Annotated in this window: 18 protein-coding genes and 1 pseudogene; 13 read left to right on the top strand and 6 right to left on the bottom strand. The window is 62.4% G+C overall.

The window, feature by feature from the left end:
* Positions 1-648: 648 nt before the first annotated feature.
* Both H0S73_RS24175 and H0S73_RS24170 read right to left on the bottom strand, forming a co-directional pair.
* Complete coding sequence (locus tag H0S73_RS24175; protein WP_181054778.1) at positions 649-975, bottom strand: site-specific integrase; 327 nt, start codon at positions 973-975, stop codon at positions 649-651.
* Positions 976-2486: 1511 nt separating this feature from the next.
* Positions 2487-3395 carry a recombinase family protein gene (locus H0S73_RS24170; protein ID WP_181054777.1) on the bottom strand — a complete coding sequence of 303 codons (909 nt, stop codon included), beginning with the start codon at positions 3393-3395 and terminating at the stop codon, positions 2487-2489.
* Between the two features lie 617 nt (positions 3396-4012).
* On the opposite strand from H0S73_RS24170, the gene H0S73_RS24165 reads away from it, so the two are divergent.
* From H0S73_RS24165 to H0S73_RS24130, 8 genes and pseudogenes are all read left to right on the top strand, one after another.
* On the top strand, positions 4013-5452 hold the full coding sequence (locus H0S73_RS24165; RefSeq protein WP_181054776.1) for an IS1182 family transposase: 1440 nt from the start codon (positions 4013-4015) through the stop codon (positions 5450-5452).
* 287 nt (positions 5453-5739) lie between these two features.
* A complete protein-coding gene (locus H0S73_RS24160; RefSeq protein ID WP_181054775.1) occupies positions 5740-6432 on the top strand; it encodes an IS6 family transposase in 693 nt (230 codons plus the stop codon).
* Between the two features lie 42 nt (positions 6433-6474).
* Entirely contained in the window at positions 6475-7764 is a 1290-nt protein-coding gene (gene istA / locus H0S73_RS24155; RefSeq protein ID WP_181054774.1) for an IS21 family transposase, read from the top strand.
* On the top strand, positions 7764-8564 hold the full coding sequence (istB, locus tag H0S73_RS24150) for an IS21-like element helper ATPase IstB (protein ID WP_181054773.1): 801 nt from the start codon (positions 7764-7766) through the stop codon (positions 8562-8564). Before istA ends, istB begins: the two co-directional genes overlap by 1 nt.
* 177 nt (positions 8565-8741) lie before the next feature.
* Positions 8742-10010 carry an IS256 family transposase gene (locus H0S73_RS24145; protein ID WP_181054772.1) on the top strand — a complete coding sequence of 423 codons (1269 nt, stop codon included), beginning with the start codon at positions 8742-8744 and terminating at the stop codon, positions 10008-10010.
* Between the two features lie 141 nt (positions 10011-10151).
* Entirely contained in the window at positions 10152-11138 is a 987-nt protein-coding gene (locus H0S73_RS24140) for an IS481 family transposase (RefSeq protein ID WP_181054912.1), read from the top strand.
* Between the two features lie 169 nt (positions 11139-11307).
* Positions 11308-11545, top strand: a pseudogene (locus tag H0S73_RS24135) (alcohol dehydrogenase catalytic domain-containing protein); the annotation flags it as partial.
* A 143-nt stretch (positions 11546-11688) separates the two neighbouring features.
* Positions 11689-12447 (top strand): IS110 family RNA-guided transposase, encoded by a 759-nt coding sequence (locus H0S73_RS24130; protein ID WP_181054771.1) that lies wholly within the window; start codon positions 11689-11691, stop codon positions 12445-12447.
* A 196-nt stretch (positions 12448-12643) separates the two neighbouring features.
* Here H0S73_RS24130 and H0S73_RS24125 read toward each other — a convergent pair whose 3' ends face one another.
* The 4 genes from H0S73_RS24125 to H0S73_RS24110 form a co-directional block, all read right to left on the bottom strand.
* Positions 12644-14341: an IS1182 family transposase gene (locus H0S73_RS24125; RefSeq protein WP_181054770.1), complete on the bottom strand. Its 1698-nt coding sequence runs from the start codon at positions 14339-14341 to the stop codon at positions 12644-12646.
* Positions 14342-14427: 86 nt separating this feature from the next.
* On the bottom strand, positions 14428-14781 hold the full coding sequence (locus H0S73_RS24120) for a 3-hydroxyacyl-CoA dehydrogenase NAD-binding domain-containing protein (protein WP_246389433.1): 354 nt from the start codon (positions 14779-14781) through the stop codon (positions 14428-14430).
* A 30-nt stretch (positions 14782-14811) separates the two neighbouring features.
* A complete protein-coding gene (locus tag H0S73_RS24115; RefSeq protein WP_202050058.1) occupies positions 14812-15294 on the bottom strand; it encodes an acyl-CoA thioesterase in 483 nt (160 codons plus the stop codon).
* A complete protein-coding gene (locus tag H0S73_RS24110; RefSeq protein WP_181054769.1) occupies positions 15291-15908 on the bottom strand; it encodes a TetR/AcrR family transcriptional regulator in 618 nt (205 codons plus the stop codon). Before H0S73_RS24110 ends, H0S73_RS24115 begins: the two co-directional genes overlap by 4 nt.
* Positions 15909-16063: 155 nt before the next feature.
* Between H0S73_RS24110 and H0S73_RS24105 the strand changes: the two genes are divergently transcribed.
* From H0S73_RS24105 to H0S73_RS24085, 5 genes are all read left to right on the top strand, one after another.
* Positions 16064-17152 (top strand): catalase family protein, encoded by a 1089-nt coding sequence (locus tag H0S73_RS24105; RefSeq protein WP_246389432.1) that lies wholly within the window; start codon positions 16064-16066, stop codon positions 17150-17152.
* A gap of 41 nt (positions 17153-17193) precedes the next feature.
* The gene (locus tag H0S73_RS24100) at positions 17194-17805 is read left to right on the top strand and encodes a hypothetical protein (protein ID WP_181054768.1); all 612 of its coding nucleotides are present in this window, start codon (positions 17194-17196) and stop codon (positions 17803-17805) included.
* Positions 17744-19183: a Dyp-type peroxidase gene (locus tag H0S73_RS24095; RefSeq protein ID WP_246389430.1), complete on the top strand. Its 1440-nt coding sequence runs from the start codon at positions 17744-17746 to the stop codon at positions 19181-19183. Before H0S73_RS24100 ends, H0S73_RS24095 begins: the two co-directional genes overlap by 62 nt.
* Positions 19184-19295: 112 nt before the next feature.
* Positions 19296-20321: an IS110 family RNA-guided transposase gene (locus H0S73_RS24090; protein ID WP_181054767.1), complete on the top strand. Its 1026-nt coding sequence runs from the start codon at positions 19296-19298 to the stop codon at positions 20319-20321.
* 481 nt (positions 20322-20802) lie between these two features.
* Positions 20803-22437 (top strand): Mu transposase C-terminal domain-containing protein, encoded by a 1635-nt coding sequence (locus H0S73_RS24085; protein WP_181054766.1) that lies wholly within the window; start codon positions 20803-20805, stop codon positions 22435-22437.
* Position 22438: the final 1 nt, after the last annotated feature.

Genomic DNA, 22438 nt, shown 5'->3' with positions numbered 1-22438 from the left:
GAATCCGTCGTTTTTGCGCTGCATCTGGCCTATCCTGCCCTCCCATACTGTCCCGTGCAAGGAGAGCATTGCCCGCGGGCAATGGGCCAAGTTTCCGTGCCGCGGCCGTTGGAGCGATGCCGAGGTGGTCACTTTCGATGGCCATTGCTCATAGGCAACGGGCAGATTGGTATGGTTAACGGGGCCCTGCTCTGCGCTTAGCGAGGTATATTGCCCGCGGGCAATGGGTCTCGACACTGACGGATCACCAAGTCGCCAGGAGTTCAGCGGCCTCGATCGGGACAGAGATTGCCCACGGGCAACAGGGTTGGTCGGCTCTCCAGCGATTTTGATCATCCTCCCCTGTCCTGAGAAGAGCTTGATTGCCCGCGGGCAACGGGTCTGATCGGAACTGGGTGTGGAAAGTCGGACATGATTCAGGCCCATATCGGATGGACATTGCCCGCAGGCAATGGGTCAAAAGCGCCACTGGGCAAGGGCATATCGATCGCTCCAAAATTGCCAAGCCCGACGTTCAAATGCATATGCGGACAGAGTTACTCTGGGCATGTTCCTGCTCGTCGTATTAGCCCCCCGCCTGTTGAACCGATTTGTGACCAAGCTGCCGCATGTCATCTACGAGTGGGATCCCATTCCGTCCGGCCTGAGTCATAAGGCCAGATCGCAGTCCATGGACACTGAAGTCGGCTGGATCAAGCCCGGCCAAGTGGCACACCTTTTCAGAATCAAGGCGACCGACTGCGGGGGCAGCGGGGTCTCACCAACAGAGCCATCTTTCCGCGCTACCCAGAAGACTGGTTCAGATGTGATCTCCGCAAATCGAACCCATTCATATAGCGCCAGCGCCGCGGGGACAGCTGCAAACACGAAGGCACTCTGCCCTGCGGTTTTGGTTTTTGTCCGGCCGAGCGCGATGCGAATACAGAACACTGTAGGCGATGCAGGATCGGTCGGCCGCAGCTTGATCGGTTCCACTATACTGATCCGGGAATGCTGCAGGCTCGCGACCTCACTGCGCTGCCGTCCGCCGGCGGCAAACGCAATCAGGAGGATTGCCCGATCACTTGGGTCTATGGCTCTTGTTCAACCAGAAGAGGCCAAAGGTCGTTTCAGAATGTCGCGGGCGACGGGTTTGATGCTCTTGCGCCGGGGCTCCCGAGTGGAGGCATTCATGGCCAGACAGAGAGCCTTCTTGATGCTGGGATCATCGAACGGCGCCCCACCGCCTTTCCCTTGATACAGGGTCGATCAATTCGACAGACGCCAGGACAGGGTTTTGGGAGCATGGGGTTCTCTGACCTTGAGGATCGTGCGGTCCAAGCGGCGGTGGGCAATGAACTTCAAGACGAGTTCGGGATCTGCCAGCCACGCCAGCGGGCGTCCGGTCGCGGCGCGGCACTAGCCTCAAGATAAGGCGAGGTCGGAGGCGAGAGCGGAGCGTGTTTGCGCTCATTCCGTTATTAGCGAGAGGCTTGAGGGTGGCCACATCGGCATTGGTCAGGACTTCGACATAGCGATCGGCTGACGCCATGGGAAGCCCGGTCGACAGAGCGTTGAGTTGCTTTGCGGGCCAAATTTGAAATGCGGAACTGGCGACCGGTGTCCGTCCCGGCTGATCGCAATGACTTGGCGGGACTATGGTGGAAACAGAACGATCTGCAGGCGGGCTCACGGTACCCGATCTGTCGGAACATCCGGGCGAGAGCCACTTTGTTACAGGTCAGCTTCGGTAGGTACGGCGGCGAGATTGCTCTGGACAGGTCCACAACCAAGTATGGTTAACGAAGCGAGATGAGGCTGGAGGTGGCATGGCGCGAAACCTGGTCCACGATGAGCGACAGGGAGACCTGTTCGGGGCACCTCCGCCACCCTCCAAACCGACACGACGGACTGCCCCGCCGAAGCCAGTGCTTGAGGAGACCGAGGCGCAGGAGCCGGTGTCGTTGGGCACGCTCGGCGCGAAGGCAACAAGGCACGAGATCGATGAGCTCCTGGATAGCATGAGCGATCAGGAACTGGCCTATCTCGTGGTAGAGGCTACGCGGCTCGTGAACCGCAGGCTCGCTCGAGGGCAGGGGAGGGGGCTCCGGCCAAAAGGCACCGGCAGAGGCGGGTCGCCTCTTGGTGATGCCCCTCCTCGGGTTGCCGGCGGGCTGGTGGCATCTATGGGCTCGGGGGAAACGTGGGGAGCGGCTGGGGGCAGGCAGGACCCTTGCAGCGGCATGAGTCGGCGAGTGCGGCGGGATCGGGAGGCCCCTCCACCAACGTGTAGAGATCTACGAAAATCAGGGGAGGGCGCTCGCAGCTCTGGAGAGCCGGTTCGAGTGGAAGCGCAGTCGCGGCTATCGAAACAGTGGCTTGTAGGTCAGTTTGACCTGCCGGCGACCTGTCCACGACCTGCTGGCAGGTCGTCATGATCTACCAAGGGTGGCACAAGCTATCCAGGTGTCGCGCTTCGCACGCAAAATCTGGTGACCGCAGCGCGATCACTGGATGTCAGGGACTGCGAGGCCCATTTTGCGGGCCCGGTCGAGTTGGAATTTGACCGAGCTGGCCTTCCATTCTCTCCCGCCTCGTGGCGTCCGTTCTCGCATCCCTTCCAGCTGAGCGCCGATCTCACGCAGGGTGAGGGTCGGATTGGAGATCGCGATGCCGGCAATCAGGGTCATGATGCGATCGTCCGGCGGCCGTCTTCCGGCTTTCCGTAACAACTCCGGCTCAGCCATCCGCTCGGCGACCAATCGCTTGACTGCCCTCCGGAGGCTTTGATCCGTCCACCGCTGGCCTCGTGCATTCAGCACCTGGACGACATCTCGCCAGCTATGGTCCGGCCGCATCTGACGGACAACGGGAAGGAAGGAATTGGCCGCCGTCAAAAGGTCGCCCAGATAAACCCGATCGCGGGCGAGGGCAGTCTTGCGGATCGCCTCCGGCCGTCCCTCACGCAATCCAGGGTTTCCCGGCCTCTTCCCCTTGGCCACTGCCGCCTTCATCCCAGCCTTTGTGCGCTCCGAGATGAGTGATCGCTCCAGCTGAGCAACGGCGCCCAGGACCTGCAGAGAGAACATGCCTTGCGGGGTCGACGTGTCGATCGGATCTCGGAGGGATTTGAAGTGGGCACCTTTCTCCTCAAGCGTCTCGATCACTTCGAGCAGATGGCTGACCGACCGGGCCAAACGATCAAGCCGAACAACCACGAGGACTTCGCCCTTTAAGATCCCGCGGATGAGCCGGGAGAGAACTGGCCGGGTTCGGGAGGCGCCGGATCCGTGCTCCTGGTGGATGACTGCGCAGCCGGCAGCCTTGAGTTCGTCGAGCTGGGCGTCGGTTGCCTGCTCCTCAGTTGAGACGCGGGCGTAACCAATCAGGCGTTGCCGAGTAGGGGAGGGAGCCATGTGTCAATTCTAGACAGATTTAGGGTCTTTGTACATACTTTGTGATCATGAGAAAAGGATCGTTTGAAGACGTCTTTTAATCCAATTCGCTAACCAGTGCACATGGGAAGGGCTTCCCCACGACGGGCGAAAATGCTTTGAAAACAAAGGTTTTAGCGGAGCGGCGGATGACAAGAGGCCGACACAAGTCTCCGCGATCAGATCCCTATCGAAGCCACTTACGATACCGTTCGAGAAAATAGCGCGCGCCCTAAGGCCACGCCGTAGTCAATTCCGGTTTAGCTTCCTCTGTTGTAAGCCAACCTAGCTATATCAAATGCTTAGCTGTCGTGACGGCGCGTAGCTTTCGGAATACGTGAGGTTCGGAGAACTTGAGTGAGAGAAGCCTTGCTGAGATCGATGTGGCTTCTGCTGTGATGGTGAGGGTAGGGCAGGGGACCGATAACTGCTCGCTGGATATTGACGAACAGTCGGAGGGGGAGGGCAGGTCAGGAACGAAGAGCGGACCTTCACAAGGCCAAGCTGAAGGGCAGTTCGTGACCCTGGTTGTGTAAAAACGCTGGCGGCGGGACAGGGCAGGGAGTGGTAGGATAGCCCAGCCTTGTTTGGGGGATCCGATGAGACGCTTTGTTGAAGGCGTGGATCGCAGCCAGACCACCCTGTTTCCCGAAAGTCTGGAAGACTGGGTTGATGAGAACAACCCGGTGCGCGTCATCGACGCGTTTGTCGATGCGCTCGATCTGCGAGCGCTTGGCTTTGACGGTGTTATGCCCGAAGCCACCGGACGCCCGTCGTACCATCCGGCCATCCTGCTCAAGCTGTACATCTACGGCTATCTCAACCGGGTGCAGTCAAGCCGGCGCCTGGAGCGGGAGGCTGGTCGCAATGTCGAGCTGATGTGGCTCACCGGCCGGCTGATGCCCGATCACAAGACCATCGCCAATTTCCGCAAGGACAGTGGCCGGGCGATCCGTCAGGTCTGCGCCCAGTTTGTCACCCTGTGCCGCAAGCTGGGGCTGTTGAACACCGCCAGCGTGGCCATTGATGGCTCCAAGTTCAAGGCCGTCAACAATCGCGATAAGAACTTCACGCGAGCCAAGGTCGAGCGCCGCCGGGCCCAAATTGAGGAGAGCGTAGCGCGTTATCTCCGGCAACTCGACACCGCTGACCGGCACGACCCAACAGAAGCGCTGGCGGCCAGAACGACCCGCCTCAAGGAGAAGATTGCCCGGCTTGAGCAGGAGATGCAGCGTCTGACCGAGTTGGAGGCGCAGATGCTGGCCTCTCCCGATCAGCAGATCTCGCTCACCGATCCGGATGCCCGCTCGATGGCCACCAGCGGGCGCGGCTCCGGCGTGGTCGGCTACAATGTGCAGGTGGCGGTCGAGACTGAGCATCATCTCATTGTGGCGCATGAGGTGACAAACGACGGCTGCGACCGTGCTCAGCTTTCCGCGATGGGCAAGGAGGCCAAGGCTGTGCTCGAGGTGGAGACGCTCGAAGCGGTGGCCGACCGGGGCTACTGGGACAGCGAGGAGATCCTGGCGTGCGACCAGGCGGGCGTGACCGTCACCTTGCCCAAGCCGATGACCTCCGGCTCGAAAGCGGATGGCCGGTTCGGCAAGCAGGACTTCGTCTATCTGCCTGACGAGGACGCCTACCGCTGCCCGGCGGGCGAGACGCTCAAGTACTACTTCAGCACCGTCGAGCGCGGGCTGACGCTGCGGCGCTACTGGACTACCGCCTGTCACACCTGCCCGCTGAAGAGCTGCTGCACGACAGCCAAGGAGCGACGGATCGTGCGCTGGGAGCATGAAGACGTGCTGGAGGCGGTCCAGAGCCGCCTTGATTTGAACCCAGGCGCGATGCGCCAGCGGCGCGAGGTGGTCGAGCATCCGTTTGGCACGATCAAGATGCGCATGGGCGCCACCCACTTCCTGCTGAAGCGGCTGCCGAAGGTGAGGGGCGAGATGGCCTTGCACGTGCTGGCCTACAATCTCACCCGGGTGTTGAACATCCTGGGCATCCAGCCGCTGATGGCCGCCCTCAGGGCCTAGGGGCCGGGCTGTGCTCCTGTCATCAAGCCTGTGACGCGCCGAATCCTGACTTCAGAGACAATGGAAGCCTCATCCCATGGACGATCAGCCAATCCGCGCTTGCCGGTGATGGTGAAGGGATTTGGAGCCCGAAGGCTGCAAGCTGTCTTCTGCCAAAGCGTTTTGACACGACCAAGACCCAGAGCCGACTCTAGCTCGCCCGCGATGATATGGATCATCACAACGGGGTTTTGGGGGTGATGTCACGGTAACTCTTGGTCAGCAGCTTGTGGCCTAATAGCTGCGGCATGACCAAGCCCGTCAGCTACAAGCGCCATCGCTTTCCGCCCCAGATCATCGCCCATGCTGTTTGGTTGTACTTCCGGTTTCCTCTGAGCCTCAGGCTCGTCGAGGAGATGCTGCTCGAGCGCGGCATCGTCGTCTCCTATGAGACGATCCGGCGCTGGGGTAAGAAGTTCGGACCGGAGTATGCCCGGCGCCTCCGCCGTAAGCCGCCACGCCCGACTGACATTTGGCATCTGGATGAAGTAGTTGTCAGCATCGCCGGCAGGAAACACTGGCTCTGGCGGGCTGTCGACCAGGACGGCTATGTGCTCGATGAGATCGTCCAGGGTCGACGCGATACCAAGGCGGCCAAGCGCCTGCTGACCCGGCTAATGAAGAAGCAAGGCTTGGTGCCAAAGCGCATCATCACCGACAAGCTGTCCTCATACGGAGCCGCCAGGCGCCAAGTCATGCCAGGTGTCGAGCACCGGTCCCACAAGGGCTTAAACAACAGAGCTGAGAATTCGCATCTCCCGTTGCGAAAGCGGGAGAGCATTATGCAGGGCTTCCGGTCCGCAGGAGGTCTGCAGCAGTTCACCTCAGTCTTGTCTGCCGTCAGGAACTTGTTCGTTCCGCCTCACTCATACCGGTCTGCCCTCGCCACTCACCTTCACCGCCTCCAAGCTGTTGGCCGAACTGAGAAACTGACCCCCTGACGAAACGAAGAACTGCCCCCCTCCTTGGCAGAGGAGAAATAGATGTCGACCGGGGTTTCAGTGGATCCTGCATTGTCGCGCACGATGCGGGGAGACGAGATGCTTCAGGCTGAGGAGGTGGCCGCGATGCTGCGGCTCCATGGGCTTGGCTGGGGTGCCAAGCGGCTGGCGAAGGAGTTCGGCTGTGCACGCAACACGGTGCGGCGGTATTTGCGCGAGGGCGGGGCTGTGGCGTTCCGCAAGCCTGTCCGTCGGAGCGCATTCGACGGGCTGGATGACTGGCTGCGCGAGCGCTTCTTCCGCCATAGCGGCAATGCCGACGTGGTGCGCCAGGAGCTGGCAAGCGAGCATGGGATCATCATCGGGCTGCGCTCGGTCGAGCTGCGGGTGCAGCGCTGGCGCCGGGAGCTGAAGGCGCAGATGCGCGCAACCGTGCGGTTTGAGACGGCCCCCGGCCAGCAGATGCAGATCGACTTTGGCGACACGCGGGTCTGGATCGGCGGTGAGCGGGTGCGGCTGCACCTGTTCGTGGCAACGCTGGGCTACTCACGGAGGCTGCATATCCGCCCCTCGCTACGCGAGCGCCAGGCGGACTGGTTCGAGGGGATGGAGGGCGCCTTTCTGCGCTTTGGCGGGGTTCCGGCCGAGGTGCTGTTCGACAATCCCAAGGCGCTTGTCGAGCATCACGATGCGGCCACCCGGGAGGTGCGGTTCAACGGGCGGCTGCATGCCTTTGCCCGCTACTGGGGCTTCACCCCGCGCGCCTGTGCGCCTTACCGGGCGCGCACCAAGGGCAAGGACGAGCGCGGGGTCGGCTACGTCAAGAAGAATGCCATTGCCGGCCGCCGCTTCGAGAGCTGGGCGGCTCTCGAGGCGCATCTAGACCGGTGGACGCGCGAGATCGCCGATCAGCGGGTCCATGGCACCACCGGCGTGGCTCCGGCGGAGCGCTTTGCGGACGAGGCCGGGGCGCTGCGCCCCCTCGGCGGACGAGCCCCGTTCGGGCAGCTGCGGGATCTGGTGCGCAAGGTTCAGGCCGACTGCGCCATCGATCTGGACACGAACAGCTACTCGGTGCCCTGGCGGCTGATCGGGGAGAGCGTCCAGGTGGTGGTGCTGGGCGGGCGCGTGATCGTGCGCCATGCCGGCGAGGTGGTGGCCGATCATGCCCTGTGCCGGGGCCGCCGCCAACGGATTGTCGAGCGTGCGCATCTGGCCGGTGTGGTTGGCGCTGCCGGACCGGTGCGATCGGCGCCGACGGAGATCGGTCCGCCTCCCGCCCTGTTGCGGCCGCTGGCCGAGTATGAGGCGCTGGTGGGCGGAGGCTGGTGATGACGGGTGTTGATCACGAAGCCCTGGTGGCGATGCTCGACCGGCTCAAGCTGACGGCGATCCGTGACCAGCTCGACACGCTGCTGGACGAAGCAGCCCGCTCCGACATGACCCTGCGTGAGGCTCTGGCATTCCTGGTCGGGCGCGAGATCGCACGGCGTGACGAGCGGCGGATTGCCATGGCGAGCAAGATCGCCCAGTTCCCGTTCGTGCGGGAACTCGACGGCTTTGACTTTGACGCGCAGCCGTCGCTGGATCCGCGGCAGATCCGGGAGTTGGCGACCTGCCGCTGGATTGCGCATGGTGACGCGGTCTTGCTCTTAGGGCCTCCGGGCACCGGCAAGACGCATCTGGCGGTGGCGCTCGGGCGCGAGGCGATCCGGCAGACCTACAGCGTGCAGTTCGTCACGGCCGCGACGCTGGTGGCGATGCTGGCCAAAGCCCATGACGACGGCGTGCTCGACAAGCAGCTGACGATCCTGGCACGGCCGAAACTGCTGATCATTGACGAGCTCGGCTACCTGCCGTTTGAGGCCAATGCGGCGCACCTGTTCTTCCAGCTGGTGTCGCGCCGCTACGAGCGGGGCTCGATCCTGATTACCTCCAATCGCTCCGTGGGCGAATGGGGGTCGGTTTTTGGGGACGCCGTGGTGGCGACGGCAATTTTGGATCGCCTGCTTCATCATTCGACGGTGATCACCATCCGCGGCGATAGCTATCGGCTGCGCGAAAAGCGCCGATCCGGCCTGCTGCAGAAGGCCGGATCGGCCCTCGAAACTGAGGCAGCCACAAAGCAATGAGGGGGGTCAAATCTTCAGTTCGCCCAAGGGGTCAATTCTTCGGTTCGCTTGACACCAAGCTATGGCGGCATGGAAAGGAGCTATGGCGGGAACTGGGTGATGACGGTGTGAGAAAGGCGGCGTATCGAGGCGGGTGATCAAGCCTTGCCAGAACCTCTACGAGAGAGCGATACGCCTATGACCGAGACTAGCAATGTTTTACGCCTACGTCAGCCCGATGCGGTTGACGATCCCCTGACCGATATTCTACGAGCCGGTGCCCGCAAATTGTTGGCCCAGGCCATCGAGATCGAGGCCGAGGCCTATCTGTCCAGCATGCGAGACCTGAAGCTGCCGGATGGACGTGAACGCCTGGTCCGGCACGGCCATGGCCCCGAGCGCATGATCCAGACCGGCATCGGCCCGGTGGAGGTCTGCCGGGTCAAGATCCGCGACCGCGGTGCCAGCAGCGCGGCCGACCGGATCCGCTTCACCTCGGCGATCCTGCCGAAATGGGCCCGGCGAACGAAGAGCTTGGATGCGCTGCTGCCGATCCTCTACCTGCGCGGCCTCTCGACCGGCGATTTCCAGGAGGCGCTCTCAGCCCTGCTCGGCAAGGACGCGCCCAACCTCTCGCCCCCTGTGATCGCCCGGCTCACCGGCGAATGGCAGGGCGAGTACGAGCGCTGGCAAGCACGGGATCTCTCAGCGCGTCGGTACGTCTATGTCTGGGCCGATGGCGTCTACCTTCAGGCTCGCATGGAGGATCAGGCTGAATGCATCCTGGTGCTGATCGGCGCGACACCGGAAGGTAAGAAGGAGCTCGTCGGCTTCCAGGCCGGCGTGCGCGAGAGCGCCCAGAGCTGGAGAGAACTGCTGGTCGAGATCAAGCGGCGGGGCCTGACCATCGCGCCCCGGATTGCCGTTGGGGATGGAGCTCTCGGCTTCTGGAAGGCGCTCGACGAGCTCTTCCCCGGCACGCATCATCAGCGGTGCTGGCTGCACAAGACCGCCAACGTGCTCAACAAGGTACCGAAATCGGTACAGCCGGGCATGAAGACAGCCCTGCGCGAGATCTATCTTGCACCGACCCGTGCCCAGGCCGAGGTCGCTGTCGATCTGTTCGAGGATGCCTATGGAGCCCGCTATCCCAAGGCCGTGGAGTGCGTGCGCAAGGACCAGCGGGCATTACTGGCTTTCTATGATTGGCCCGCTGAGCATTGGATCCATCTGCGGACCACGAACCCCATCGAAAGTGTGTTCGCTACCGTGCGGCACCGGACCGTGCGCACCAAGGGCTCGTTGTCGCCCACCACTGCCCGGCTGATGGTGTTCAAGCTGGTGATGGCAGCCGCGAAAAGCTGGCGTCGGTTGATGGGCGAAAACCAGTTGCCGAAGGTCATCGCCGGTGTCAGGTTTAAGGACGGCACCGAGGTCATTCCGATGCCGACAAACAGCGCCGCCTGACGGGCCCCGTCACCTAAATTCCGTCATAGCTCCATGGAAAGCCACGGCGGGCGTACTCGCGTGAAACCCGCGAAGTGGGCCCTATTGCGGCCTCTTCAGGTTACCGTGACATCACCCGCCGCGTCCTTGGTGGAGGATCTGATGCACTCCCTTCATCCGCAAGCCCGCACCACTCCAGCCGTTCGCCAGGAGATCGCCCGCTCGTCTGAGCCCACCGGCGTGCTGGCCCAGCGCTTCAGCGTCAGCCCCGAGACCATCCGCAAGTGGCGCAAGCGTGGGGCCAAGGACTGCGAGGACCACAGCAGCCGGCCGCACAAGCTGCCCTGGAAAGCCACCGACGAGGAGCGCGCCATCGTCTGTGCCCTGCGCCAGGCCACCGGCTTTCCGCTCGATGACCTGACCTTCATCGTCACGCACTTCCTGCCGCATCTCAACCGCGATGCCGTCTACCGCATCCTCAAGGCTGAGGGGCTGGGCCGCCTGCCGCCGGCGCAGCAGCGCAAACGCAAGAGCGGCACGTTCAAGGATTACGATCTCGGCTTCATCCACATCGACATCAAGCACTTACCCAAGCTGCGGACCGCCAATGGCGAGAGACGCAAGCGCTTTCTGTATGTGGCCATCGACCGCTGCTCGCGCTGGGTGCACCTGGCAGTCAAGGACGACGAGCTGGCCACCAGCGCGGTCGCTTTCCTGACCGAGGCGGTGCGCGCCTTCCACTTCAGGGTCACGCACGTGCTGACCGATCGCGGCTCGTGCTTCACCGCCGATGGCTTTGAGGATGCCTGCCGGAAGCTGAAGGTGGAGCATCGCAAGACCAAACCCTACACGCCGCAAACCAACGGTCTCGTCGAACGCTTCAACGGACGGGTACAGCGCGAGGTGCTGGGTATCACCATCTACAGTCACCGGGATCTGGAGACGCTGCTCAAGGGCTTCAACCAAGCCTACAACCGGAGACGTCAGCGCGTGCTCAAGGGCGTCTCACCTGAACAGGTCGTGCAACGGCGACTGACCGCCGAGCCGAAGCTGGCCAACCGCCGCTACAAGCCGCCCGATTCAGATGCTTTGCCGCCAGCCCTCCAGGTCGTCGCTCACGCCAAGGAGGTCTCGCATCCAGACAACTAAATTAGCACGTGGTCAGGCTCGCTCACGTTTGAGGTTTTTTGAATCCGACAAACCACCCCGCAGAGACATGCCCTTCGGTCCGAAGCATTCCCGGAAGCGCGGGCTTCTACATCTTGGCAGGATGAAGGAGGAAAGCATGCGAGCCTTGGTTTAGCACGGCAAGGAAGATATCCGCTGCGACACCGTCACGAACCCTGAGATCGAGCAACCGCGCGACGCCATCGTCAAGGTGACGAGCTGCGCCATCTGCGGCTCGGACCTGCACCTGTTCCACAACCTCATCCCAGCGATGCTGCCCGGCGACGTCCTGGGGCACGAGATGATTGGGGGAGGTCGTCGAGGTCGGGCCTGAGGCCAAGCACAAGCTCAACGACCGGGTGGTGGGTCCGTTCACAATTATCTGCGGCGTGGTTCTAATTCCGCTTCAGTTACCCATACCATTCGGTGTCCCCTCCACGCTGGTCGCATCGGACACGGTGGGCCTGATCAAGAGCGCCCTGGATGATCAAAAGTACCGCTGGCTGAAGGAGGCAGGAGCCGTCGCGCAGCTGTGGGAAGCGTCAATGATGCTGGTCACCACCTTGGAGAACACCTTCCTCCCCATGGAGCACTGGACCGGGAGGCTCAACCAGATCAGCAGACCCGAGACCGCTGGCGAGCACGCTACCACGCTGCCCTTCTTCGGCTGCGGCAGGCGGGGATCGAGATCCCGGCTGACGGGCAGGCCGGTGCCGAGGCCTACATCTCCTGCCGGATGCAATGGGATCATCACATCACGAACCTGACCCTGTCGCTGCGCATCATTCGCCTCATTGCCGACTTGGCTGAAGATTGGCGTCAGCTCGACGAGCGCATTGGTGCCGTGTCAGCCGAGATCGAAGCGCTGGCGGTGCAAGACGAGCACTGCCATCGCCTCATGAGTGTGCCGGGCGTGGGGCCGATCATCTCGTCTGCCGTCGTGGCGGCGGTTGGCACCGGGGCTGGGTTCAAGCAGGGGCGGGACTTCGGCGCCTGGCTCGGGCTGGTGCCGAAGCAGGAGTCGACCGGTGACCGCACGATCCTGGGCAAGATCTCCAAACGCGGCAACAAGTACCTGCGGACCCTGTTCGTGCAGGCCGCCCACATCGTGCTGGTGCGCCGTCCGCATGGGGCGAGGCTCGGCCTGTGGCCCTGGATCGAGGCCGCGGGACGACGGCTGCACCGCAACATGCTGGTGATTGCCTTGGCCAACAAGCTCGCCCGCATTGCCTGGGCGGTGCTGGCTCGTGGTCATGGCTATAAGCCCCGGAGCGCCTCTCATGCGATGTGAGACGACCTTGCGCGTGAGCGTTTCCGGGACCGGCTCGGATGAACCATCAACACTGAGGATGTGGTGATGACGTCAGTCAGGTAACCAGCAGTTTCCCGCCGAGGTCTGCGAGATGACGAAGGAGATGGACGAACGGTCTGCCCGGCGCCACCACAAGACTGGAGTTGCTTCGCTTAAGATACTGCTGGCGAACTCCTCATGCCGGAGTGGGAGCCATCATGTGCTTGGTAAATGCGGATTGCCGCGTTCGTGCGAGCAGAGTGCCAGCGAGTGCGGCTCCTAGTCGGATGAGGTTCATGGAGGCCGCCGTCAGCACATGCTGGAGATGCGTCTTGGCGAGACCGATGTAGCGTGAGCGCCGTAGATGCAGGACCCGGACGCCCGCCGAAATCGTTCCCTCAATGCCGGCGCGCTGTCGATACTCTTTTGAGAAGGCAAGCTGCTCCTCGCGCTGGCGAGCCGCCTCCAGTGTCTCGTGTTCCTCGCGTGGTCGTAGCGTGAGCAGCCGCCGCCCACTTCGGGTACACTGTGCTTTCAAGGGACAGGGGCGACAATCTGTTGTCGAGAAGCGAACTTTGAACGCGGTCCGTCTTTGGTGATAATCAGGGCTCCAACTCTTGCTCTCGTGCCCGGCCGGGCAGGTCGCCACCTCCCGGTCCCAGTCGAGGACAAAGTCCTGCACCGTGAAGCCCTCACCTGAACGGGCCTGCCACTGATAATCCTTGGGAGCCGGCCCTAAAAGCGTGACGCCCTTCTTCCGGCTGGCGACAAGTTGGTCGGCCGCAACATAACCGGCGTCGACAAGATGAGTATCGGGCAGCAGGCCCTTGGCCTCGAGTGCCGCATGGATGTCGTCGAGAGCGTCGAGATCGACAACAGGTGCCGACGTGGCCTCCACATGCGTGATCAAGTGTGGTCCGCCCTCGTCGCAAGCCTCGGTGAGATGCACCTTGTAGCCGATCCAGGCTGTCGTTCCCTTCTTGGCATAATGGACCTCTGGATCGTAGGGTGATCCGGCCATCAGCAGGGAGGGTGGAAATCCCTCATGCTCGGTCCGCCACCGCACCCGGGGAGTGGCCTCGGAGAATGCACCGACCCCAGGCTCTACGGTTTGAGCCTGGTCGGTGAGATAGAAATTCTGGACCCAGACCTGCCGCAGCAGCTCAACAGCCGGGATCTCGCGCAACCATGCTGGTGCGTCAGGGGCTGTGATCGCCGCGAGCAACTGATGGCCATCGTGCCCGATCTGTTCAGCGTGGACCTGCCGCTTCGCTTCGCCCTGTGGGACATCATAGTCGTCAGCCGGCTTGCTATACCGCTGGATCCAGATGGGATTGGCATGAGCGCGCAACCACGCGGGTGCGGCGGAGGCCAAAGCATTCAGGGCCGCCCGCATGGTCTCGGTCACGCAGGCGAGACGGTTCAGGGAACGGACGGCTCCGAGCACATGCGTGGAGTCGGTACGCTGGCGGCCTCGGGCGGTCAGCAGCTTGTGCTCACGGCACAGGACCAGAAGCGTATCGAGGAGATGCTCTTCCAACCCTCCTGCCACCAGGCGACTGCGGAATTCGCTCAGAACAGAGGCATCGAAGCCAGGGTCGGTCAATTCCAGTCCTAGAAGGTACTTCCAATCGATGCGGCTGCGGACCGCATCGGCTGCCCGGCGGTCGGACAGGTTATCGGCGAACTGCAGCAAGGTCACCAGCGCCAGTCGCCACGGGCATTCGGCTGGCCGTCCGCAAGGGGCGAAGAGAGGCGCGAACTGGGCGTCGGTGAAAATTGTCCCGAGGCGGTCGCGTAAGAGCAGATAAGGATTGCCACGGGGAAAGGCTGCACGGGCAACGCTTGCGGTCGAGGTTGGAACATCACCGCTCACGGTCGGACGGAGCGACATGGGAACCCTCCCGGTCTAAATCCAAGCCCCCTACAGCCTGAACGCCGACCCCGCTTCAACCGCTCCAACCCATTCGCCAGCAGTATCTAAACTGAAGCACGTCCAGGCGCGAGTTGCGCGAGCTTCCCGTAGAGCGCCTGCTTGATCTCCAGCACTTCGGGCACTGCCTCGACTACCAGATCGGCTTCCGCCACGCTCGCGGCGAGATCGGCGGATAGCGAAATACGCTTCAGGGCATCGTCCGCCTTGCCGCCGGCCGCCCCAACAACCTCCTTTCGATAGGTCTCAACGAGACCTGCCAGCCGCAGACGCGCTTGAGCCAGCGCCTCTTCACTGATGTCGTAGGCAACGACATCGAAACCGCTATAGGCGGTCTGGAACGCGATCTGGCTACCGAGCACGCCAGTGCCGAGCACCGTAACTTTGCTGATGTCAGTCATGAGTGCTCTTCTCGCTGCGTTCGTCCGTCTTCAGAATTCGTCCGTCTTCAGAAATGGCGCGGCGATCTCGGCGGACACACGGGCCGACTTGCCGGTCAGCCGGTCGATCAGAGGCCACTCCGACCGGGAGGCCACCAGCACCTTCCCGTCGGCGCCGGTAAACTCGACCCGAAGCGCGTAGCGCGCGCCGCGCGGGGCACCGTCCACCCAGGTGACAGCGATCGCCTCATCGCCAGCCCGTATGTTGCCGCGATAGTCGACCTCGTGGCGCAATACCGCGGTCACGAAGCAGTCGCGGTCCCCTGACCGCGCGGCGGCCAGCCAGTGGGCGACGGACGCATCCTGTATCCAGACGACCCGGGTCGCGTTGTTGACGTGCCCAAGCTCGTCGATGTCGTCCTCTTCGGCCTTGAATGCCATGTGGAAGCGGCGCTCTGCGTTGACCTTCCCGGGCAGCGGCGTTCCCGCAGCGTCGCAGCCGATCCGTCGGCGCTTGGAACCGACTTGGTTCATGACAGAGCCGGCTCCCGAGCTTTCAGCCCCGCCATCGCGCGGAAAAAGCCGACCAGCATCTCGTCGCGGGGGATGGCACCCTCGACATCACCCTGGACAGCCAGCCCCATCCAAAGCGCGTAGAGGCCGATGCTGGTTTGCTCCGCCAGCAAGGCAGGCCGCAGCGAGAAACGCCTGACGAGGTCGGCCACAAGCTCTCCGAACATCCGATAGCAAGCCGCCTTGCCCTCCCGGTGTCGCTCCGCAAAAGCCGGATCCCGTCGCGCATGAAGTTGCAGCTCGATCGAAAGCAGCGCCCATTGAGGCTCTTCGGCGAGCTTTGCAAGCCGGTTGGCGAGCACCTCGAGCGTCGCCTCGATATCGTCCCCGACGCATTGCGCGACGACATCGCGCAAGATCGTCACTTCATCCTGTATGTGGCTCTGCAGGATGTCGACCAGCAAGTCATCCTTGCTGGCGAAGTTCGAATAGAACGCCCCCTGCGAATGACCGGCAGCGCTGCAGATGTTGCGGATCGACATCGCAGCCACACCTTCTTCGACGATCGACGCATGTGCCGCCGCAATGAGCCGATCCCGGGTCTGGCGCTGTGTTTCCTTGCGCGTAGGCCGCATGCCCGCTGGTCCTTAAATAACCGCCACGCCGCTGAAACCTTTGTCATCAATCAGCGTTGATCCGAAAACCAGATATCATCTGATATTCTGAACGGGTGACGATTTCAAGGCTAAATTGTTCATTCGCCATCAAATCCATGCGCAAAGGAGTGGCCTTGGCTGAAACCTATATTTCCTACTCCCCTGATGTGGAGATCGTTGGCGATGACGAAGACCGGCTCACCGCCGAAATTCTCGAAGTCATGGCTTCGACAAATCGCCGGGCCTTCGAGCGACATCGGCATGCAGTGCGCGACGCGCATGCCAAGAGCCATGGGTTTTTGAAGGGCGAGCTGATCGTGCCGGAACTGCCGGCCCATCTGCGGCAGGGGCTATTCGGGCGCCCCGCAACCTATCCGGTGATCATCCGCCTCTCCTCGGCGCCCGGCGACATTCACTCCGACGTGATTCCCGCGCCGCGCGGCATGGCGATCAAGGTGCTCGGGGTCAAGGGCGAACGGCTCTTGCCCGCAGACGATGGACGCAATCAGGATTTCCTGCTGGTCAATATCCCGGTCCTGAGCTTCGGAACGATCGGCAAGTACCGCCAACTCATCGGTCTCCTCGAAAAGAATGCGCAGAATCCGGCCTTCCTTCAGCGCGCCATGGCCGGCGTTGCGCGCGGCGTCGAGGCGGCGGTCGAGGCGGTCGGCGTCGAGCCGGGCGCGACACTGCGGGGCCTCGCCCGAGACAATGTTCATCTCCTGGGTGAGACCTACCACTCGATGGCGGCGATCCGCTTTGGCGACTACATTGCCAAGATCAGCGCGGCGCCCCTGTCCGAGAATGTGCGGGCGCTCGCGGGACAGAATGTCGGAGCCGTCGAGGATTCCACGATGCGCGACCTGGTGGTCGAGCATTTTCGCGAGCATGGAGCCGAGTATCAACTCCGGGCACAGCTCTGTGCCGATCTCGAGAAGATGCCGGTCGAGGACGCGGCCGTGCTCTGGCCGGAGGACCTGTCGCCGCACCAGCCGATCGCAACGCTGTGCATTCCGCCCCAGGACGCCTATTCGCCCGCGCGCCGCGTCTATGGCGACGACGTCCTGTCCTTCAACCCTTGGCACGGCATTCGCGAGCATCAGCCGCTAGGCTCGATCATGCGCGTGCGGATCGCCGCCTATGAGCGTTCCACGCGATATCGCCACGAGATGAACGCCCAGCCGCGGGTCGAGCCGACCAGCATCGCCGCCATTCCGGACTGAGCCTGCGCGAACCCGCCAAATTTCGAGAAAGGAGGCCTGCCATGGCCGATACCGAAGAAATCCCTCAGATCGACGAAACCCGCCTTCAGGCCATCCGGCGCAGGATCGAGGAGGTTGTCGGCGATGCGCCGCAACTTGCCAAGCTCGCCCTCGAGCAGATGGTCACCAAACATAATCCCGATCTCAAGGGTACGGCGGGCTCCGCTGGCCGCGTCGGCGCGCAGTCGGGCAACGTCTCCGAACTGACCGCTATTGCCGCCCTGAAGCCGGGTGGCGCGGACCGGCTGCGGCGCATCTTTGGGCTGGTCAGCGGCAACTTCGACGGCGCGCAGAAGGTCGGCACGTTGCACGACATGCGCTTTGTCTTCTTTGATAATGACACGCGCATCCTCTTTGCCACGACCTATGATGGCGATTGGGATACCTACATCAACGATTTTGCGACCAAGATCCCTGACCTTATGGATCTCATTTTCAGTTCGGTTGAGGGATGGCCGGGTATCGCCAGCCCCAAGGTCAAGGATTTTATTGCTTCACACCAGATCACTGCGGCGGGCTGGTTCGTCGCCAATCCCCAGGTAACCGTGGTGGATGTCCGGCGCCTACAGCGCATGGAGCGCGCCGTCGACGAATTTCTCGACAAGGTGGGCTGAAGCGATGGCGATCCTGCAGAAAATGAAAGAGCGCTTCCGCCGCGACAGCGTCACGCTCGAACTTCATGACATCCAGGCGCTGATCCTGCGCAGCCGGCCCGAGCCCTATGTCGGCGTCCATGCGATGCTCCACTTCGACGAGGCCGACGGCGCGCGGGATCTGCTCGGCCGCCTTGCGCCGCATATCGCGTCAGCCGACAATTGGAGCGAGGATCTCGATTTCTGGATCGGCGCGGCGTTGAGCTTCGAAGGCCTCAAGGCGCTCGGCGTCCCCGATGACCAACTCAAGACCTTTCCTCTCCCCTTCCAGCAGGGCATGGCCGCACGGCGCGAACAGTTGCGCGATTTCGGCCCGAACGCGCCAGAGCATTGGGAAGACGTTTTCAAGCCGGGTAACTGCCATCTGGCGCTAACCATCTACGCCGTGGACGACTTAGCCCTCGACAAGGCGCTGACGACGGCGCGCGCCGAGCTCGACCAGAGCACCGGCGTGACGCTGCTAGGCGAGCATCGTTTCGGTGCGCCGGATGGTGCCAAGAACCCCTTCGGTTTCCGGGACTCGATCTCGCAACCCACGGTCGAAGGCAGCGGCGTCGATCCCATTCCCGGCGAGGAACGTCCGATCAAGGCCGGCGAGTTCATCCTGGGCTATGAAAGCGAAAACGGTCATGCGCTTGGCATGCCCGAACCCGCCGCGCTCGGGAAGAACGGCACCTTCGTCGTGCTGCGCAAGTTTCAGAGCCGGGTCGGCTGCTTTAATGCCTTCCTCAAGGCCCATGGTGAGACGGCCGAGGAGCGCGAGCTTCTCGCGGCCAAGATGTTCGGCCGCTGGCGCTCCGGCGCTCCGCTGACGTTGTCACCGGATCATGACGACCCGGAACTCGGCGCTGATCCGCAGCGCAATAACGACTTCAATTTCAAGGACGATCCCAAGGGACGGATCGTGCCGCTTGGCTGCCATATGCGCCGCCTCAATCCGCGCGACTCCGAGCTCACCCTGCTGACCGACATCAACATCCATCGGATCATACGCCGGTCCTCGACTTTCGGTCCGGTCTATTCTGAGGACGTCGCGCCCGAGGACGATGCCAAGGGTGATCGCGGTATCTTCTTCATCTTCATCAGCGCGCGCGCCTATGACACGATCGAGTTCATGCAGCAGGAATGGATCAATCGTGGCAATTTCGTCGATCTCGGCGAGGAGCGCGACCCGATCGTGGGCCTGCATGAGGAGGATGGTCGCTTTACGATCCCCCAAGCGCCGGCACGCAAACGCATTGATGGGGTGCAGACGTTCAACGTCATGAAGGGCGGCGAGTACCTGTTCATGCCGAGCCTGTCGGCGCTCAAATGGTTAGCGCTCAAAGGCTGGACTTAAGGGTCGCCTCACATGATGCCAAAGATTAGGGATCTGATGGGGTGGACGCCCCCCAACGGCCTTGGTGTGCCAAAGTGGAGGTGTTGATGAGCACCACTTGAGGGAGGCGTCCATGGGAGAGGTTAGCACAATCGGTTTGGATCTTGCGAAGAATGTCTTTCAAGCGCACGGAGCTGATGCCTCCGGAGCGGTCCTGTTCCGCAATAAGCTGCGGCGGCATCAGGTTCTGGCGTTCTTCGCAGCGCAGCCGTCCTGCACCGTGGCGATGGAGGCCTGCGGCAGCTCACATCATTGGGCGCGCGAGATCGGCAGGCTGGGTCACACGGTCCGGCTGATCCCGCCGGCTTACGTGAAGCCTTTCGTCAAGCGCCAGAAGAACGATGCGGCGGATGCGGAAGCGATCTGCGAGGCGGCCCAGCGCCCGACCATGCGCTTTGTAGCGCCTAAGAGCGAGCAGGCCCAAGCCGCCACCCTCGTGTTCCGGGCCCGCGATCTCCTGGTCAGGCAGCGAACCCAGATCATCAACGCCCTACGTGGGCACCTGACCGAGTTCGGCATCGTGGTGGCCAAAGGCCCGGCTCATGTGCATCAGCTCGTGCGGGCTGTTGAGGATCCGGACGAACCCATCCCTGAGATTGCCCGACCGATCCTCCAGATGCTGATCGAGACGCTCCATCGCCTGGATGAGAAGATTGCAGGCTTGGACCAAGAGGTCGCCCGACGAGCGAAAGAGAACGAGACAGCGCGGCGGCTGATGACTATCCCGGGCGTCGGTCCAGTGACCGCGGTGGCTCTGGCGGCGCTGGCACCACCGGCTGAGACCTTCAAGCGCGGGCGGGACTTTGCCGCCTGGGTGGGGCTCACACCCTTGCAGCATTCGACCGGCGGCAAGCAGAAGCTGGGCGCGACCTCCAAGATGGGCGAGCGGACCTTGCGTCGCCTGCTGATCATCGGCGCCGGTGCCGTCGTCCGGTGGGTGGCTCGCAACGGGGCTCCCGCGGGCTCGTGGATGGCGCGCATGGTCGCGCGTAAGCCGCCGATGCTGGTGCGGGTGGCGTTGGCCAACAAGATGGCCCGCATTATCTGGGCTCTCATGGCGAGAGGCGGGGTTTATCAGGCTCCAGTCGCGGCGGCATAAGTCATCGCGGCGGGGGGGCTGCTGGGGCGTGGGAAGATCGAAGGAGAGAGATGGCGCAACGGTCAACGAGACGGGATCAGGAAAACCAGCTTTGCGACAGGTGCTTCAAGCACGTGGTTCTGATTTGGACCTGATCCGCGAACTCCCATCCGGGCCCGCGGCATGTGAGCCGCATCAAAGGCCGAACACATGTCAGCCCTGACCACGCGCTGCACCGATCCAAAGATTCTTCTTGCGTCACACGGGGCGTCCACACATGTCGCAAACTTTTTGTTCCAGAGTTTCAGCTACTGTTCCCTGGGATTAATGACGGAGCATGGCGTGTTCAAAGGCAGGTGTCGCTTTGCCCCTAAAGGCGAGATAAGGAACTCAACAAAATCAATGGTAGTCCTTTGCCGCTAAATGTGAGATTTTGCCTTTAAAAGGGAAATTTTCCCCCTAAAGGTGAGACAGAGTTTACAGGGGCGTACGGCTGGCTGCGATGGAGAGGGAACGGGATCTGACAGAGACGGCTGGCGTCGAAGCGTTGCGGAGGGCCGCCGTCCTGCGTCCGCTTGTTCAGGCATATCTTGCGGGCACAGGCAGTCTGGAAGCCGGCATTCGCGATGCGGTTTGGGAGCTCGGTGCCAGTAGGGCGACGGTCTGGCGTTGGATACGGCGCCTTGCCGAGGAAGGCGGGCGAACCAGTGCGTTGGTGCCGCAGAAGCGCGGCCGCCGCGCCGGCACCACGGTGATATCCAGCGCGGTCGAAGAGCTTATCGAAGAGCATCTTCGCCGCTATTTCCTGAGGCGGGAGCGTCCGAGCTTGTCGCGGGTTGTGTTGGAGATCCGCATTGCTTGTGGTGAACGTAGTTGGCAAGCGCCGACACGGCGAACCATTCAGCGACGGCTTGATGCGATGGATGAGCGCGAGGTCATGAAGGCGCGAGAGGGCGCAAGGGCGGCACGTCAAAAGTTTGGACCCGTGCCGGGCACGAATCGGGCTAACCTTCCGCTCGATGTCGTGCAGATCGACCATACGCCTGCGGACATTATTCTTGTCGACAGTTTCGAGCGCAAACCCATTGGCCGACCTTGGGTGACCCTTGCAATCGATATCGCGACGCGGATGGTGGCCGGTTACTACGTCAGCTTCGAGGCGCCCTCTCGCCTGTCAATCGCTCTCTGTCTTACGAGGGCGGTCGCACCAAAGGCAGAACTGCTACCTGAGTTAGACAGCAATGTCCCTTGGCCAGCACAGGGCAGACCACGCAGCATCCATGTTGACAACGGTCGTGACTTCCGATCACGGGCGTTTCAGACGGCCTGCGCGGAATGGGGGATCGGTCTCGTGTACAGGCCGCCGGGAAGCCCGCATTTCGGCGGTCACATCGAGCGTCTGATCGGGACAATGATGGGAGCCGTTCATCTCTTACCTGGGACCACGCAATCGTCTGTCGCCGCCAAAGGCAGCTACAACGCCGAAGCCATAGCCACGATGACCCTGAGTGAGTTCGATCGCTGGTTCGCCTTGGAAATCTGCCGTTACAACAACAGCATTCACTCGAGCCTTGGGTGCACTCCCGTTGCCAAATGGGAGGCGCTGTCTGGAGAAATGTCGGGCGACATTCCCGTCGACATGGATGCGTTTCGAGTGAGCTTCCTACCAAGTGAACAGCGGCAGGTTCGGCGTGACGGCATCCATCTGTTCGGCATCCGCTATTGGGCGGATGCCCTGGCGGGGCATGTCAGCCGTAAGGATGGAAAAGTGGTCGTGCGGTACGATCCCCGCGACCTCTCTGCGATATGGGTCGAACTGGAAGGCGGACGTTGTGTCGAAGCGCGGTACCGCAACCTGGAAATCCCGCCGGTGTCGCTTTGGGAATATCGCGAAGCCATGCAGAAGGGTCGTGCTTTGGGCAAGAAGGGGTCCAATGAGACGGTGCTTGCCCAGTTGATCCATCAGCAACGCCAGATCGCGGATGAAAGCCGACGGCTGACCAAGGCTGAACGGCGATCCCGCGAAAGACGAGGTACGCTGAAAGATTCAATCCGGTCCGATCCACCGCCCGAGGGGCTGCGCCCTGTCGACACTGGTGATACCTCGCGGCCCCTGTTCAAGGTGGAGAGATGGTGAC

The sequence above is a fragment of the Microvirga mediterraneensis genome, from assembly GCF_013520865.1.
Taxonomy (GTDB): Bacteria; Pseudomonadota; Alphaproteobacteria; order Rhizobiales; family Beijerinckiaceae; genus Microvirga; species Microvirga mediterraneensis.
The sequence above is the reverse complement of the archived record's forward strand: the minus strand, read 5'-3'. Positions and strand labels throughout refer to the sequence as shown.